Here is a 14446-nt window from a genome sequence, read left to right as displayed (position 1 = left end):
GTGGAACCGGCGCCCACCCCAGGCGACAACCGGGCCACCGCCCTACCCCCCACCCCGCAAACACCTCAACCACACCCCACAACACCCCACCACGGCCACACCACCACCCCACGTGAACAATCGAGGTTAACGTGATCAACAAGGAGACCCCTCGCGGACGGCGGTCAGAGCAGGACGCTCACGGTGTGGATGGCGAGTCCGGCGAGGGCGCCGACGATGGTGCCGTTGATGCGGATGAACTGCAGGTCGCGCCCGACGTACAGCTCGATCCGGTCGGCGGTCTCCTTGCCGTCCCACCGGTTGACGGTGTCGGAGATGACGGTCGCGATCTCGGAACCGAAGTTCGTGACGACGTACGCGGCGGCGTCGGCGGCGTGGCCGTCGATGCGGGCGCGCAGCGGTTCGTCCTCGAGCAGGCGCCGGCCGAAGCCGGTGAGGGCGTCGACGCCCCGTTGACGCAACAGGCCGTCGGGCTCCTCGACGGCGTCGATGAGGCTGCGCTGGACGGCGTTCCACAACGCCGTCGCCGTCGACGCCGTCCGCGGGTGGCTCAGCACGCGGTGCTTGAGCTTCTCCAGCCGTTCCATGACCTCGGGGTCGTTCTGCAGGTCGTCCGCCAGCCTCGCGAGCATGTCGTCGAACGCCTTGCGCGCCGGGTGGCCGGGCTGGTCGCGGACGTCCTCGACCCAGGCGACGACCTCGCGATGCACGCGCCTGGTGACCCGCGCGTTGACCCACTTCGGCGACCACCGCGGCGCCCTGTTGCCGACCAGTCGCGTGACGGTCTCCGCGTTCTCGCTCAGCCAGCCGTGCAGCTCGACGAGGGTGAGGTCGACGAGCCCGTGGTGGGCACCCTCCGCGACCACGTCGCCGAGCAACCGGCCGGCGATCGGGCTCATCGGCTCGTCCATCAGCCGCGGCAGCAGGGCGGTCTCGACGAACGACGTGACGTCCTCGTCGCGCAGGACGGAGAGGCCGCCGCGTACCAGGCGAGCCGCCTCGGCGACGACCCGCTCGCTGTGCTTCTGCTCGGCCAGCCAGGCACCGACGCGCCTGCTGGGCTCCGCGGACGACACCTTGTCGCGGATGACCGACTCTGCCAGGAAGTTCGTCGCGACGAAGTCCTCGAGGCTGCGCGCGAGCGCGTCCTTGCGGTTGGGGATGATCGCGGTGTGCGGGATGGGCAGGCCGAGTGGCCGCCGGAACAGCGCCGTCACCGCGAACCAGTCGGCGAGCGCACCCACCATCGCGGCCTCCGCGGCCGCGTTCAGGTAGGCCCACCCCGCGTCACGGTCGAGCGTGAGGACGTACACCACCGCGGCGAGCAGCAGCAGGGACAGAGCGATCGCACGCATCCGCCGCAACCCGCGCAACCGCAGGGCGTCACCGTCGGCACCGGCTTCGACTGCCATCGTCGTGGACATGTCCGCAATCCTCTCCGACGCGCGTGTCCGGTTGCGCGGCGGTGGCCTTGCTCCACAATGTCCGATTGAGTTAGGTTCGTAGGCAGGTGGTGGTCAAGCAGCGTGCCTCCACAGGAGCCCGGAACGTCCCGGCTCGGCGAGCACGCGAAGCGAGGAACACCATGCACATAGCCTTGGTCACCGGACACGAGACCAGGCCCGAGGACGCGAGCTTCGAGCGCCTCGTCGCCGCAGACTCCCAGCCGCGCGCCCTGGCCGGAGCACTCGCCGATCGGGGCCACGACGTCACCATGTACGCCCCGACCGACCAGGAGGTCTCGTCGGGGTCCGACGAGGTGGCGCCCGGCGTCACGCTCGAGCTGGCGTACGTGGGCGCCACGGGTGAACCGGGGAGTGCGAAGCGCTACGCGACCTTCCTCGAGGAGACCTGGCGCGACGACCAGCCCGACCTCGCGCATTCGTTCTCCTGCAGTGCCGGCCTGGCCGTCGTCGCGGGCGACGACGAGGTCCCGCTCGTTCTCGACTGCCGCGCCGTCGAGGTCCCACCGACGAAGAGTCTGCAGGACGCACGCTGGGCGAAGCTGCAGACGGCACTCGGCCGGCGCGCCAAGCGCACCCTCGTCTCCGGGCATCCCCAGGCCGACGAGCTCGCGCGCCGGGGCATCCCGCGATCGACGATGTCCGTCGTGTCGTACGGCGTCGACCTCGCCGTGTTCGCACCGGAGGGTGACGCGGCTCCGCGCACCGACCTGCATCGACTGGTGTGCGCCGACGGACTGGTGGCCGACCAGGGTGCCGAGAAGGTCGTCGCGGCCCTGCCGCACGTGCCGGGCACCGAGCTCGTGATCGCCGGAGGTCCGTCCCTGAACGCGATCGACACCGACGACGACGCCATCCGCATCCGCGACCTCGCCGAGCGGCTCGGCGTCGCCGCCCGGGTCACGATGGTCGGCACCCTCCCGGCCGCGGAGCTGGCGGACCTGTTCCGGTCGGCCGACGTCGTCGTGAGCGTGCCGGACAACGACACCCCTCGCGGACCGTCGTGCGTCGAGGCGATGGCCTGCGGCGCGCCGCTGGTGGCCACCGACGTCGACGACATCGTGCTCGACGGCGTCAGCGGGGTGACCGTCGCAGCGGGTGCCTCCCCCGACCGGCTCGCCGTCGTGCTGCGCAGGCTCGTTGCCGACGACCCGCGGCGTACCGCCTACGGGATCGCCGGCGCCGACCGGGCGGCGGCGTGCTTCTCCTGGGGCCGCGTGGCGACCGACGTCGAGACCGCCTACACCTCGGCGGTACGCACCGGTCATTTCACCGGCCGCGACCTCACCGGGAAGTACCGCATCGGCTGAGCCCCGGGTTCCCGGTCGGCGTGGCGTCGTAGAGTCCTGACCAGGAGCCTGGAACGGAGCCCCGCGATGCAGCGGAACGTCGACCGCATCCCATGAACAGCCTGCGCGACTACCACCGCAAGCGCACGTTCGACAAGACGCCGGAGCCACGCGGCGGCGACCCCGCGACCGACGCCGACCAGAACCGCTTCGTCATCCACGAGCATCACGCCACGCGCCTGCATTGGGACCTGCGGCTCGAGCGCGACGGCGTGCTCGTCTCGTGGGCCCTGCCACGCTGCCTGCCGTTCGACCCGGCGGAGAACCGCATGGCCGTCCACACCGAGGACCACCCGATCGAGTATCTCGACTTCCACGGCGAGATCCCGCAGGGCGAGTACGGCGGCGGCACCATGACGGTGTGGGACACCGGGACCTACGAGGAGCTGGAGTGGAAGGACGGCAAGGCCGTCATCCGGCTGCACGGCGGCCGCGCGGAGGGCACGTTCGCGCTGTTCTCGGCGGGCCAGAACTGGTTGATCCACCGGATGGGCGGCACCCCGGAGGGCTACGTCCCGCTGCCGTCCGAGATCGAGCCCATGCTGGCGTCATCGGGCCCGCTCCCCCGCGACGAGTCGCAGTGGGGCTTCGAGCTGATGTGGAAGGGCGTGCGCACCGTCGCGTTCTGCGAGCCCGGCCACGTCCGACTCCAGGACCGCGAGCTCGGCGACGTCACCTCGGGATACCCGGAGCTCGGGGCGCTCTCCCGCAACGTCGGCGGTCACCGCCTCGTCCTCGACGGCATGCTCGTCGCGTTCGACGACGACGGCAAGCCGAGCCTGGACCGCCTGCAGCGTCGGCTGGCGCAGCGGAGCCGTCCGCGCCGGCAGTCCGTTCCGATCGTCTACGTGATCTTCGACCTGCTCCACCACGACGACGCCTCGCTGCTCGACCGTCCGTACACCGAGCGCAGGCAGGCACTCGACGCGCTCGGTCTCGCCGGCGCGCACTGGCAGCTGTCGCCGTGGTACGAGGGCGAGGGCCGCGACCTGCTCGCGGCGTGCGCCGACCTCGGCCTCGACGGCGTCGTCGCGAAACGCCTCACCAGCCCCTACCGCCCCGGCGAACGCTCCAAGCACTGGCGCACCATCACCGCACCACAACCGAACCCGTGAGGGGCACCCTCACTGTGTGGGGGCACGGTGAGGGTGCCCCTCACGGGTGGCGGGGCACGGTGAGGGTGCCCCTCACGGGTTGCGGGTGGCGGTGAGGGCGTAGAGCAGGGGGATGCGGGGGTCGTCGTCGGGGAGGCGCCACCAGCCGTCCTCGGTACGGGTCATCCGTTCCCAGCGCGGCCACGGCAGCAGGTCGGTCTCGCGGAGGCCGGTCACCCGCAGGCCCGCGTCGACCAGCGCGGTGACGACGTCGCCGATGCCGTGCATCCACTCGTACGCGACCGTCGCGTGCGTCAGCGCGGGACCGTCGGTGTACGTGAACGTCGCGTCGCGCTCGACCGCGCCGGGGCCGGCGAGGTAGTCGTGGCGCAGCGTCAGCTCGGGTCCCGCGCCGGGATCCGGCTTCGGGCCGAGCGAGTTGAGCATCGGGTGGAACTCCACGACGTACAGCAGGCCGCCCGGGCGCAGCAGGTCGCGGACGACGGACGCCCAGCGGGCCAGGTCGGGCAGGTAGCACAGCGCGCCCTTGCCGGTGTACACGACGTCGAACGTGCGACCGGCCAGCGCCGACACCGCGTCGTGGACGTCGGCGCGCACGTACTCGACGTCGACGCCGGCGCGCTCCGCGATCAGCCGCGCCTGGGCCACGGACTCCCCCGAGATGTCGAGGCCGACGGTACGCGCGCCGCGTTGCGCGAAGGCGATCGTCTCCGTACCGAGGTGGCATTGCAGGTGCAGCACGTCGCGGCCGCGGAGATCGCCGAGGTCGTCCCACTCGAACGGGGCGAACCAGTCCGCGGCGTCCCTGCCGGAGTCGAGACCGTAGAACGCGCTCGCCACGTGCACCGGCGTGCGCGCGTCCCAGTTCTCCTCGTTCGCCCGCACCATCCGTGCCGTCTCGACGTCGAGCCGCGGCGCCGTCACGGCACCGTCCCGTAGAGGTCGGGCCTGCGGTCGGCCAGTGCGTCGTTGCGGGCGGACACGCGCTTGTCCCGCGCGTCGGCCAGGACGCACGACGTCACGAGTACCTGCTGGCCGCCGGGCGCCGCGAGCACCCGCGGGAACCCGTCCGGCCCGATGATCGCCGACCCGCCGACCCACGCGACACCGCGCTCGTCGCCGACCCGGTCGGCGACGGCGACGTACATCCGGTTGACCGACGCCGACGCCTGGGCGCGGACGACCTCGACCGGCCGCTCTCCGTCGGGCCGGGGCTCGGCCGGCCAGTTCGTCGGCGCGCACACGATGTCGGCACCGCCGAGCGCGGCGAGGCGCAGCCATTCGGGGAACTCCAGGTCGTAGCAGACGACCACCGCGACCCGGCCCACGGCCGTGTCGACGACCGGCGGCGCGGCCGCCCCCGCGGCGAAGATCTCCTTCTCCGCGTCCCACAGGTGCACCTTGCGGTAGATCGCGCGAACGCCGCCGGCGTCGGCGACGACGGCGCTGTTGTACGGCACGCCGTCGTCACCCAGCTCGGGGAAGCCAGCGACCACGACGAGGTCGCGGTCGCGGGCGAGTGCCGCCACCCGCGTGACCGTCGGCCCGTCCGGCCGCTCGGCGTAGCGGAGGAGCTCGGCGCGGTCGGCGAACGCGTAGCCGCTGCTCACCAGCTCGGGCAGCACGACGACCCGCGCACCGACGCCGGCCGCCGTCTCGACGGCGTCGGTGATCAGGCGCGCGTTCCCCTCGGGGTCGCCGAGCACGGGAGCGAGCTGGCACACGGCGACGTCGACCACGCCCATCGACGGCTCGCCCGCACGGACGTCGTGGACGGGCAGGACGGCAGTCATCGCGTGGCCACCGTCTCGGGGCCGCGCTCATCGTCCGCGATCGCGGCCTCGTCGAGCCGCAGCTCGGGCGGGCGCCGGCGGAACATGCGGGTCAGGCCGACCAGGTAGACGAACCCGACGGCGGTCCACGCGAGGCCCACGACGAACGTCGTGCCGGACAGGCTGGTCCACAGCCACAGCGTGAGCAGCACGCCGATGCCCGGGAGCACGCCGAACTTGACGATGTCCGCCGGCGTACGCCGCCTCGCGTCGACGACGTAGTGCTTGACGACCGAGAGGTTCACGAAGGAGAAGGCGACCAGCGCGCCGAAGCTCACGATCGCCGCGGCCAGCTCCAGGCTGATGCCCAGGGCGACGAGAGACAGCGCGCCCACGACGACGATCGCGACGACCGGCGTGCGGAACCGCTCGTGCAACCGGCCGAACCACCGGGTCGGCAACACCCCGTCACGTCCCATCGCGAAGAGGATGCGCGAGACACTCGCCTGCGACGCCATCGCCGAGGCGAAGCAGCCGGCGACGTACGCCGCGGTGAAGAACGTCGCGAGGAACGCACCGCCGGCGTGGCGCATCACGTCGAGCGCCGCGGAGTCGACGTCGGTGAAGTCCTGCCACCGCGGGAAGACGAGGTGGCCGACGTACGAGACGACGATGAAGGTGACGCCGCCGATGACGGTGACGAGCATGATGGCGCGCGGGATGCGCCGGCGCGCGTCACGCGTCTCCTCCGAGAGCGTCGAGACGGCATCGAACCCGAGGAACGACAGGCAGAGGATGGCCGCGCCGCCGAGGATCGTCGACGGGTCGAGCCCGGCGCCGGCGAACGGCTGGGTGAGGGAAGGCACGTCGCCGCTCGCCAAGGTGCGGAACGCCAGCACGAAGAACACCGCGAGGAATACGACCTGTACGGCGACGAGGACGAAGTTGGCCCGGGCGACGAGCGTGATGCCGAGGATGTTGAGCACCGTGACGAGGAGGATCGCGGCGACGACCCACACCCAGGTCGGCACGCCGGGGATGCTCGCCGACAGGTAGATGCCGATGACGAGGTAGTTGATCATCGGCAGGAACACGTAGTCGAGCAGGAGCGCCCACCCCGTCATGAAGCCGAGGTGCGGGCCGAACGACTTCTGCGTGTAGGTGTAGGCCGAACCGGCGTACGGATACACGTGCACCATGCGCCCGTAGCTGTACGCCGTGAACAGCATCGCGACGAGCGTCACGACGTAGGCGGTCGGCAGGTGTCCCGCGGTGAGGTCGGTGACGACGCCGTACGTCGTGAACACCGTGAGAGGCACCATGTACGCCAGGCCGAACAGCACGAGGGACGGCATCCCGAGCACACGGCTCAGCGTCGTCGGCGCGGCGGTCACGGCGCCTCCTCTCGCCAGTCAGGAGGACGTCAGCGTACGTCCAGCACGACCAGCCGGCACGTGATGTCCTCGTTGGTGTGGTACGAACGCTCGGTCACCGCCTCGCGCAGCCCAACCAGCCCTCGCTCGACCAGCTCGTCGACGTGCGCGCGGTAGCCGCCCGACTCCCACACCCGTGACAGCACGGTGGCGACGATCAGCCCGCCGGGACGCACGACGCGCACCAACTCGTCGAACGCCACCGGCCCGACGTGGCCGTCGGTCAGCGTGCCGACGCACAACGCCGCGTCGTACGCGTCGTCCACGATGTCGAGGCGCTCCGTGAGGTTGGCCTTGCCGAGGTCGCGGTAGACGCCGCGCGCCGCCGCCTGGTCGAGCATGCCCTGGGAGAGGTCGACGCCGTCGACGGTCACGGTCACGCGCTCGGCGAGCGCGGCGCCGACGAGACCGGTACCGCAGCCGGCGTCGAGCACCGTGCCGGGCTCCGGGGTCAGCTCGAGCAGTCGGGTCACGGCGACGGTCGGCGCCACGTAGCCCATGCCGTCCAGGGTGTCGGTGTCGTACCTGTCCGCCCAGCCGTCGTAGACCTCTTCGGCCTCCTCGGGTCCCTGCAGCGCGTACACGCGCGCGAGCAGCTCCTTGGGAGTTTCCTCCGTCACCTGTCCCACTCCGTTCGCTGTCGGGTCCCGCTACCGTGGCACAGCCGGCGGGAGGTCGCCGTAATGACGATCACAGGACGTAGCAAGGAGGTACAGAGGTGCACGTCACGAGGCTCGGGCTGACGCCGGTCAAGGGCATGACGCACAACGCCCTGCCGGAGCTCGAGGTGACGCGGGACGGGCCGGTGGGCGACCGGTCGTTCTGCCTCGTCGACCGGCGGACCGGCGCGGTGATGCGCACGGTGGGCAACGAGGGCGTGCTCGCCTGCCGCGCGAACTGGCGACCACCCGAGCTCACCGTCGAGACGCCGATCGGCACCGCGACGGGCGAGGTCGTCGACGGCGAGCTGCGCAGCGGCGACTACTGGAGCCGCGACGTCGGCCTCGTCACGGTCGAGGGTCCGTGGAACGACCTGCTGCGACGGTACCTGGGGCGCGACGTCGTGCTGTGCCGGGTCACCGGTCCTGCCGACGTGGTCTGGGCGGGCTCGGTGTCGCTCGTCACGACGTCGTCGCTCGCCGACCTCGCGGCGCGCACCGGTCGACCGACCGACGACGGCGTACGGTTCCGTGCGACTGCGGTCGTCGACACCGGCGAGGCGCCGGCGTTCACGGAGGACGCGTGGGTCGGCCGCCGGGTCCGCCTCGGCGACGTCGTCATCGCGGTCCGCGGGCCGCTGCCGCGGTGCGCGGTGGTGAACCGCCGGCCCGGCACCGGCGAGCGTGACGTCGACGCGCTCCGCGCACTGGCACCCGATCGCCGGGGTCGCGGCGAGATCTGGTTCGGCCTGCACGCCGACGTCGAGACTCCCGGACGCGTCACCGTCGGCGACGCCTGCGAGGTGCTGGCCTGACGCCGACGTCCTAGCGCCGCGGGACGACGCCGGGGAACTCGAACGTCGTGATCGACTCGCGCTTGAGCGTCGTACGGTACGACCCGTCGCGGTGGACCTCGGGACGCAGCCCGGCGAGGTTCTCCGTCGCCGACGTCCGGTGCCGCAGCACCGCGCCGGCCGACGGCGCGAACCGGCCGAGGTCGAACGTCACGTCGCGGTCTGCCGTGCCGCGCTCGGTGAAGACCACGACGAGACGCCGGTGCTTCGCGTCGTACGTCGCGAACGCCTGCGGGTCACCGATCTCCACGGCGACCGATCCCGGCCGGACGAACTTCGCGTAGTTGCCGTAGCCGTAGTACTGCTTGGCGACGTAGAAGTCCTCCTGGCCCGGCGTGTACGTCGCGTGGATCAGGCCCCACGAGACGTCCTCCGACCGGTTGGCCTCCTGGCTCTCGATCGCGTTCCAGACGTTCCACGCGTCGGCCCGCAGCTCGCGCAGGTCGCGCAGCATCGTCCGCGACAGGTTCAGCGCGTTGCTGATGTGCTGCGGCTGGTAGCCGGCATCGCCGCTGGTGCCCCACTCCGACATCCACAGGCTCGCGCCGAGGGCGCGGACGGCGTCGTGCAGGCCGGTGCGCTCCTGGTCCCAGTACGAGTGGGTGGTCACCGTGCCGAGGCGGCGCGCGTCGTCGCCCAGCACCCGCAGCGTCGCGAGCGCGGCCTCGGCGCCCGGCTCCTCCGACATCGAGAGGCGCACCCGGTCGGCGAGCCCTTTCGCCTCGAGCCGTTCGTGCACCGCGACCAGCACCTGCCGCTGGTACTCCGGGTCGTAGTGGCAGCCCTCCTGCGAGCCGTTCGCCACCCACCAGTCCGCGCTCGGCTCGTTGACCGGCGACAGGGCGTCGATCCCGATGCCCCACTCGCGGGCGAAGACCCGGGGGATCTCGGTCACGAAGTCGGCGAAGTCACCGACGTGCTCCGGCTTCAGGTTGTTGCCCTTGTCGACGGCACCGCTGGCGCATCCACTGTGCGTCCACCAGTAGTGCGGGCTGGTGACGAAGCCCTCGATGTGGCGGGCGGACCCGCGCAGCGCGCGTTCGAGCACCCAGCGCTGCGCGGCGTCGCGGGTGAGGTCCCACTCCCCCGGCCGCGGCATGAGCGACGGGATCTCGGCCGACAGCCGCATGTGGTCGTGGTCCGGGTGCTCCGCGGCGCCGATGTTGTACCTGGCGATCTCGAGACCGAGGCCGCGGCGGTCGTCGTACAGCAGGTCGACGATCTCCTCGCGCGCGTCGACGTCGCGCCAGCCGCCGATCGCGTTCGCGCCCCACGACAGGGCGGTGCCCCAGCCCTCGAACGTCTGGTACCGCGTGCCCGGGTCGATCGGGATGCGGGTGGCCGCGTACGCGCGTCCCGTCCCGAGGGTGGAGCCGAGCGCCAGGGCGGCGGTGCCCGCGGCACCCCCGCGCAGGACGTCGCGCCTGCTCAGCCGGCGGGATCGTGGTCGGGACGCGTCCGCCATGGCTGCTCCTTCGAGGCTGCGGGAGATGACCCGAGCCTGACGAAGCGGGGCGATCGCGTCAAGATGTAATCATACAAAAGTACTAAACGTGGTCGGGCTCAACTCTTGTTGCGGTACAGGACCATCGTGATCGGGGCGAAGACGGCGACCATCACCACACAGGTGCCGAGCACCCACATGGACTCGCCCGCCGCGCCGGTGCCGTGCATCAGCCCGCGGGTGGCGGCGACGAGGTGGGACACCGGGTTGATCTCGACGAACGCCTGGAGCCAGCCGGGCATGGTGCGCGGGTCGACGAAGATGTTGCTGCCGAACGTCAGCGGGAACATCACCATCATGCTCACGCCCATCACCGACTGCGGCGTGCGCAGGATCAGGCTGAGCATCGTCCACACCCAGGACATGCAGAACGCGAAGACGAGCAGCAGCACGACCGCGACCACCACACCGACGACGCCACCCTGGGGTCGGAAGCCCAGCGCGAGACCGAGACCGATGACGATCACGGACGCGATCGAGTAGCGGACGGTGTCGCCGAGCAGCGCACCGACGAGGGCGGACGGCCGCCACACCGGCAGCGACCGGAACCTGTCGAAGATGCCCTTCGAGATGTCGGTGTTGAGCGTCATGCCGGTGTACATCGTGATCATCACGACCGTCTGCACGAGGATTCCGGGCAACAGGAACTGCAGGTACTCGCCCGTGGATCCCGCCAGCGCCCCGCCGAACAGGAACGTGAACATCAGCGTGAACATGATCGGGAACATGGTCACGTCGAAGAGCTGCTCGGGGATGTGCTTGATCTTGAGCAGCGCCCGCCAGCCGAAGGTCAGCGACGTGGAGACCGGGCCGGGACGTGACGGCCTGGCGCCGGCGTTGAGCACGCCGCGCAGCGCGTCGGCCGCGACGGCGTCGGACGCGGGTTCGGTGCCGGTGGTGGTGGTCATGCCGCCGCCTCTTCGTCGTCGGTGGGCTCCGCCGGGTGGCCTGTCAGCGCGAGGAACACCTCGTCGAGGCTCGGCTGCCCGAGCGCGAACTCGGTCACCGCGATGCCGTGCCGTGACAGCTCGGCGAGGGCGCGCGCGACGCGTTCGGGGTCGGCGATGCGCGCCGACAGCTCGGCGGGGTCGGCCGACGGGACGACGGGCACCTCGAGCGCCTCGACGAGCACCCGCTCGGCCTCGGCCCGCTGCTCGGGCGCGAGCAGCCGGACGTGCAGCGCCCCCGCACCGACCGACGCCTTCAGCTGGCCGGTCGTGCCCTCCGCGATCACCCTGCCGTGGTCGATCACGGCGAGACGGTCGGCGAGCTGGTCGGCCTCGTCGAGGTACTGGGTGGTGAGCAGCACGGTCGTGCCCTCCCCGACCATCGCCCTGATGATGTCCCACACCTGGTTGCGGCTGCGCGGGTCGAGACCGGTCGTCGGCTCGTCGAGGAAGATGAGGTCGGGCGTGACGACGATGCTCGCCGCGATGTCGAGGCGGCGGCGCATGCCGCCGGAGTACTTCTTGACCTGCCGGCCGGCCGCGTCGCCGAGCCCGAACGCGTCGAGCAGGTCACTCGCGCGTCGCCTGGCCTGGCTGCGCGAGTAGCCGAGCAGGCGGGCGAGGAGGACGAGGTTCTCCAGGCCGGTGAGGTCCTCGTCGACCGACGCGAACTGCCCGGTGAGGCTGACCCGGCTGCGCACGGCGTCGGCCTCGCGCTCGATGTCGTGCCCGAGCACCCACGCGCGGCCGGCGTCAGGACGCAGCAGGGTGGCGAGGACGCGGATCGTGGTGGTCTTGCCGGCGCCGTTGGGCCCGAGGAAGCCGTACACGCCGCCCGTCCGCACCTCGAGGTCGACGCCGTCGACGGCGCGCACCTTGCCGAAAGTCTTGACGAGCCCGGACACCTCGATGGCGAGATCGGAACGCGGCTCCACGCGGGCACTCCTGTCAGCTGGACGTCTTGACCAAGACTTTACTCAGCGGGTCGGACAACGGCGACGCGATTTGCCGGACCGGACGGCGTGGGTCAGGTCCGCCGATCGCCGTCGTCAGCCATATCGCGCGCATCGGACCACCTCCCTCTCACGTCCCAGCGTGTTACCTCTACTAACGTTGAGGTCAAGGGCGGGAAGCACGGCGCCGCGCGGATGGTTGCGGTTGACGTGAAGCACGCGGACACCAGGCACGAGGTCGACGTCGCCGTCATCGGCGCCGGCCAGGCAGGACTGTCCACCGCGTACTTCCTCGACCGCTTCGGCTTCGCGCCCGAGACGGGCTATGTCGTGCTCGACGACAGCGCGGAGCCCGGGGGTGCATGGCGGCTCCGGCCGCCCTCACTGACCATGGACAAGGTCCACGGCATCTTCGACCTGCGGGGTGTCCGCTGGGACCGCGCGGACGTGCCGGGCTCCGCCCGCGCGGCCGATGCCGTCCCCGCGTACTTCGCCGCCTACGAGCGTGCGAACGCGCTGCACGTGCACCGTCCCGTCACGGTCGGCTCCGTACGCCGGGACGACGACGGTGACCGGCTCGTCGTCACGGGTACCACCGGCGGCCGGGTCGAGGAGTGGGCGGCGCGGGCGGTGGCGAACGCGACCGGCACGTGGGCACGGCCGTACCTGCCGTACTACCCGGGTGTCGCCGACTTCGCGGGACGGCAGCTGCACTACTCGGGGTATCGCGGCCCCGCGGACCTCGCCGGCCTCGACGTCGTCGTCGTGGGTGGCGGCACCTCGGCGATGCACGTGCTCTCCGAGCTCGCCGGCGTCGCCGCGTCGACCACGTGGGTGACCCGCCGACCACCGGTCTTCCGTGACGACGACTTCACCCCCGACGTCGGCCGCGACGCCGTCGCCCTCGTCGAGGAACGCGTGCGCGCCGGCCTGCCGCCGCAGAGCGTCGTCAGCGTCACCGGGTTGTCGTACGTCGGCGCCGCCCGCGAGGCGTTCGACAAGGGCGTGCTGCACCGGCTGCCCATGTTCGACCTCGTCACGCCCGACGCGGTGACCTGGGCGGACGGCCGCCGACAGCACGCGGACGTGATCATCTGGTGCACCGGCTTCCGCGCCGCGATCGACCACCTGGCGCCGTTGCGGCTGCGCGAGCGCGGCGGCGGCATCCGCGTCGACGGCACGCGCGTCGTCGCGGAACCCTGGCTGCACCTCGTGGGCTACGGCCCGTCCGCCAGCACGATCGGCGCCAACCGCGCCGGCCGCATGGCGGCGCGGGAGATCCGCGGCCTGCTGGCAGCGGACCGCGAGCGGGTCGCGTGACGGCTCAGACGAGACAGCAGCCGCCGGTCGTGCGGTCGCGCACGGCGCACAGGTAGTCCTCCAGCCACACGCGCTCGGCACCGCGGCAGGCGTGCGCGGTGGGGAGGACGTCGTGGCGCCACCACTCCTCGAGCAGCTCCTCGGCCGTGGCCGACCCGTCGCCGCCGTCGGCCGCCAGGTGCTCGTCGAGCCAGCGGCGCGCGGCCTGCTCGATCCGCTCCCAGTCGCCGGGATCGTCGAGCCACAACCAGGCCCGCGCGTCGTCTGGCAGCGGGTACTGCTCGAGGAAGCGGCGCTCCGCGGCCTTGTTCGGCAGGTCGAGGAGCGTCAGGCAGTGGCATGCGTACGCGACCGTGCACAGCCGCCGCACCCGGGCCTCGACGGCCGCCATGCCCTTCGCCCGCGACACCGAGACGCGGTGGTGCCCGTCGACGACGAAGTAGAGCTCACCGAGCTGTACCAGCCGGACGGGCGGCAGCCCGCGCCCGGACGCCAGCACACCGGCGACGTCCTCCCAGCGCGACCGCAGGTGCGGACGCAACGGCCGCATCCCGCGGTCGAAGTCGTCGACCCGCGACACGGTGCCCACGATCCGGTCGACGGGGACGTCGACGACGCCCTCGTCGGTCCAGGACTGCTCCCCGAGCGCCTCGATGCTCGCCGACAGCGGCAGCACCGCCTCGCGCTGCGCCGCGTCGTCCCCACGCCGGGACGCGCGCCGAGCCCGACGGAACACCGCTCCGAATCCTGCCACGGGTCCATGCTCCTACGCGGACCGTGTCCCCGGCCACTTCACATGGCACTACCGGCGACGAACCGGGACAAAGGTGGCGTTCGACCAGGTAGTGCCATGTGAAGTGGCGGAAGACCGGTAGTGCCATGTGAGGTCAGCCCAGGGCCCTCAGGTGGGGGTCGGTGTCAGGGTGCCGTCGACGATCGAGGCGCGTCTGACCAAATGCACCAGTTCGGGGGCGTAATACCCAACCACTGGCGGGGGTTCATGACTGATCCTGTCGTAGCTCGCGGCGGGTGGCAACTCGCTGTTGGTGGGCGGTGGTGAGCCCGGTGCGGCGGGCG

At 71.8% G+C, this 14446-nt stretch carries 13 protein-coding genes; 4 read left to right on the top strand and 9 right to left on the bottom strand.

Going from position 1 to position 14446, the window contains the following annotated elements:
• Positions 1-164 precede the first annotated feature (164 nt).
• A complete protein-coding gene (locus tag GEV10_28885) occupies positions 165-1424 on the bottom strand; it encodes a DUF445 family protein (protein ID MQA82430.1) in 1260 nt (419 codons plus the stop codon).
• Between the two features lie 161 nt (positions 1425-1585).
• Between GEV10_28885 and GEV10_28880 the strand changes: the two genes are divergently transcribed.
• Positions 1586-2773: a glycosyltransferase gene (locus GEV10_28880; protein MQA82429.1), complete on the top strand. Its 1188-nt coding sequence runs from the start codon at positions 1586-1588 to the stop codon at positions 2771-2773.
• A gap of 92 nt (positions 2774-2865) precedes the next feature.
• Positions 2866-3927 (top strand): ATP-dependent DNA ligase, encoded by a 1062-nt coding sequence (locus GEV10_28875; protein ID MQA82428.1) that lies wholly within the window; start codon positions 2866-2868, stop codon positions 3925-3927.
• A 72-nt stretch (positions 3928-3999) separates the two neighbouring features.
• On the opposite strand, the gene GEV10_28870 is transcribed toward GEV10_28875, so the two are convergent.
• The 4 genes from GEV10_28870 to GEV10_28855 form a co-directional block, all read right to left on the bottom strand.
• Positions 4000-4815, bottom strand: a complete 816-nt coding sequence (locus GEV10_28870; GenBank protein ID MQA82427.1) for a methyltransferase domain-containing protein — start codon at positions 4813-4815, stop codon at positions 4000-4002.
• 32 nt (positions 4816-4847) lie between these two features.
• A complete protein-coding gene (locus tag GEV10_28865; protein MQA82426.1) occupies positions 4848-5672 on the bottom strand; it encodes a carbon-nitrogen hydrolase in 825 nt (274 codons plus the stop codon).
• A gap of 44 nt (positions 5673-5716) precedes the next feature.
• Positions 5717-7054, bottom strand: coding sequence for an amino acid permease (locus GEV10_28860; GenBank protein ID MQA82425.1), 1338 nt, complete (start codon positions 7052-7054; stop codon positions 5717-5719).
• A gap of 68 nt (positions 7055-7122) precedes the next feature.
• Positions 7123-7752, bottom strand: coding sequence for a methyltransferase domain-containing protein (locus tag GEV10_28855; GenBank protein MQA82424.1), 630 nt, complete (start codon positions 7750-7752; stop codon positions 7123-7125).
• A 98-nt stretch (positions 7753-7850) separates the two neighbouring features.
• Between GEV10_28855 and GEV10_28850 the strand changes: the two genes are divergently transcribed.
• Positions 7851-8606, top strand: a complete 756-nt coding sequence (locus GEV10_28850) for an MOSC domain-containing protein (protein ID MQA82423.1) — start codon at positions 7851-7853, stop codon at positions 8604-8606.
• 10 nt (positions 8607-8616) lie between these two features.
• Here the strand turns inward: GEV10_28850 and GEV10_28845 are convergent, their stop codons facing one another.
• From GEV10_28845 to GEV10_28835, 3 genes are all read right to left on the bottom strand, one after another.
• Positions 8617-10110, bottom strand: coding sequence for a twin-arginine translocation signal domain-containing protein (locus tag GEV10_28845; protein ID MQA82422.1), 1494 nt, complete (start codon positions 10108-10110; stop codon positions 8617-8619).
• Positions 10111-10208: 98 nt separating this feature from the next.
• A complete protein-coding gene (locus GEV10_28840; protein MQA82421.1) occupies positions 10209-11057 on the bottom strand; it encodes an ABC transporter permease in 849 nt (282 codons plus the stop codon).
• Positions 11054-12031 carry an ATP-binding cassette domain-containing protein gene (locus GEV10_28835; protein ID MQA82420.1) on the bottom strand — a complete coding sequence of 326 codons (978 nt, stop codon included), beginning with the start codon at positions 12029-12031 and terminating at the stop codon, positions 11054-11056. Before GEV10_28835 ends, GEV10_28840 begins: the two co-directional genes overlap by 4 nt.
• Positions 12032-12244: 213 nt before the next feature.
• Here GEV10_28835 and GEV10_28830 point away from each other — a divergent pair, with 213 nt between their 5' ends.
• The gene (locus GEV10_28830) at positions 12245-13369 is read left to right on the top strand and encodes a SidA/IucD/PvdA family monooxygenase (GenBank protein MQA82419.1); all 1125 of its coding nucleotides are present in this window, start codon (positions 12245-12247) and stop codon (positions 13367-13369) included.
• Between the two features lie 4 nt (positions 13370-13373).
• On the opposite strand, the gene GEV10_28825 is transcribed toward GEV10_28830, so the two are convergent.
• Positions 13374-14123, bottom strand: a complete 750-nt coding sequence (locus tag GEV10_28825) for a hypothetical protein (protein MQA82418.1) — start codon at positions 14121-14123, stop codon at positions 13374-13376.
• Between the last annotated feature and the right edge of the window lie 323 nt (positions 14124-14446).

It is taken from the genome of Streptosporangiales bacterium, from assembly GCA_009379955.1.
Taxonomy (GTDB): Bacteria; Actinomycetota; Actinomycetes; order Streptosporangiales; family WHST01; genus WHST01.
Note: the sequence above shows the minus strand (reverse complement) of the source record. Positions and strands in the feature narration are given on the sequence as shown.

Coding starts and splice junctions, on each gene's coding strand:
- GEV10_28885 (MQA82430.1), bottom strand. CDS start 1,424: ATGTCCACGACGATGGCAGTCGAAGCCGGTGCCGACGGTGACGCCCTG.
- GEV10_28880 (MQA82429.1), top strand. CDS start 1,586: ATGCACATAGCCTTGGTCACCGGACACGAGACCAGGCCCGAGGACGCG.
- GEV10_28875 (MQA82428.1), top strand. CDS start 2,866: ATGAACAGCCTGCGCGACTACCACCGCAAGCGCACGTTCGACAAGACG.
- GEV10_28870 (MQA82427.1), bottom strand. CDS start 4,815: ATGGTGCGGGCGAACGAGGAGAACTGGGACGCGCGCACGCCGGTGCAC.
- GEV10_28865 (MQA82426.1), bottom strand. CDS start 5,672: ATGGGCGTGGTCGACGTCGCCGTGTGCCAGCTCGCTCCCGTGCTCGGC.
- GEV10_28860 (MQA82425.1), bottom strand. CDS start 7,054: ATGCCGTCCCTCGTGCTGTTCGGCCTGGCGTACATGGTGCCTCTCACG.
- GEV10_28845 (MQA82422.1), bottom strand. CDS start 10,110: ATGGCGGACGCGTCCCGACCACGATCCCGCCGGCTGAGCAGGCGCGAC.
- GEV10_28840 (MQA82421.1), bottom strand. CDS start 11,057: ATGACCACCACCACCGGCACCGAACCCGCGTCCGACGCCGTCGCGGCC.
- GEV10_28830 (MQA82419.1), top strand. CDS start 12,245: ATGGTTGCGGTTGACGTGAAGCACGCGGACACCAGGCACGAGGTCGAC.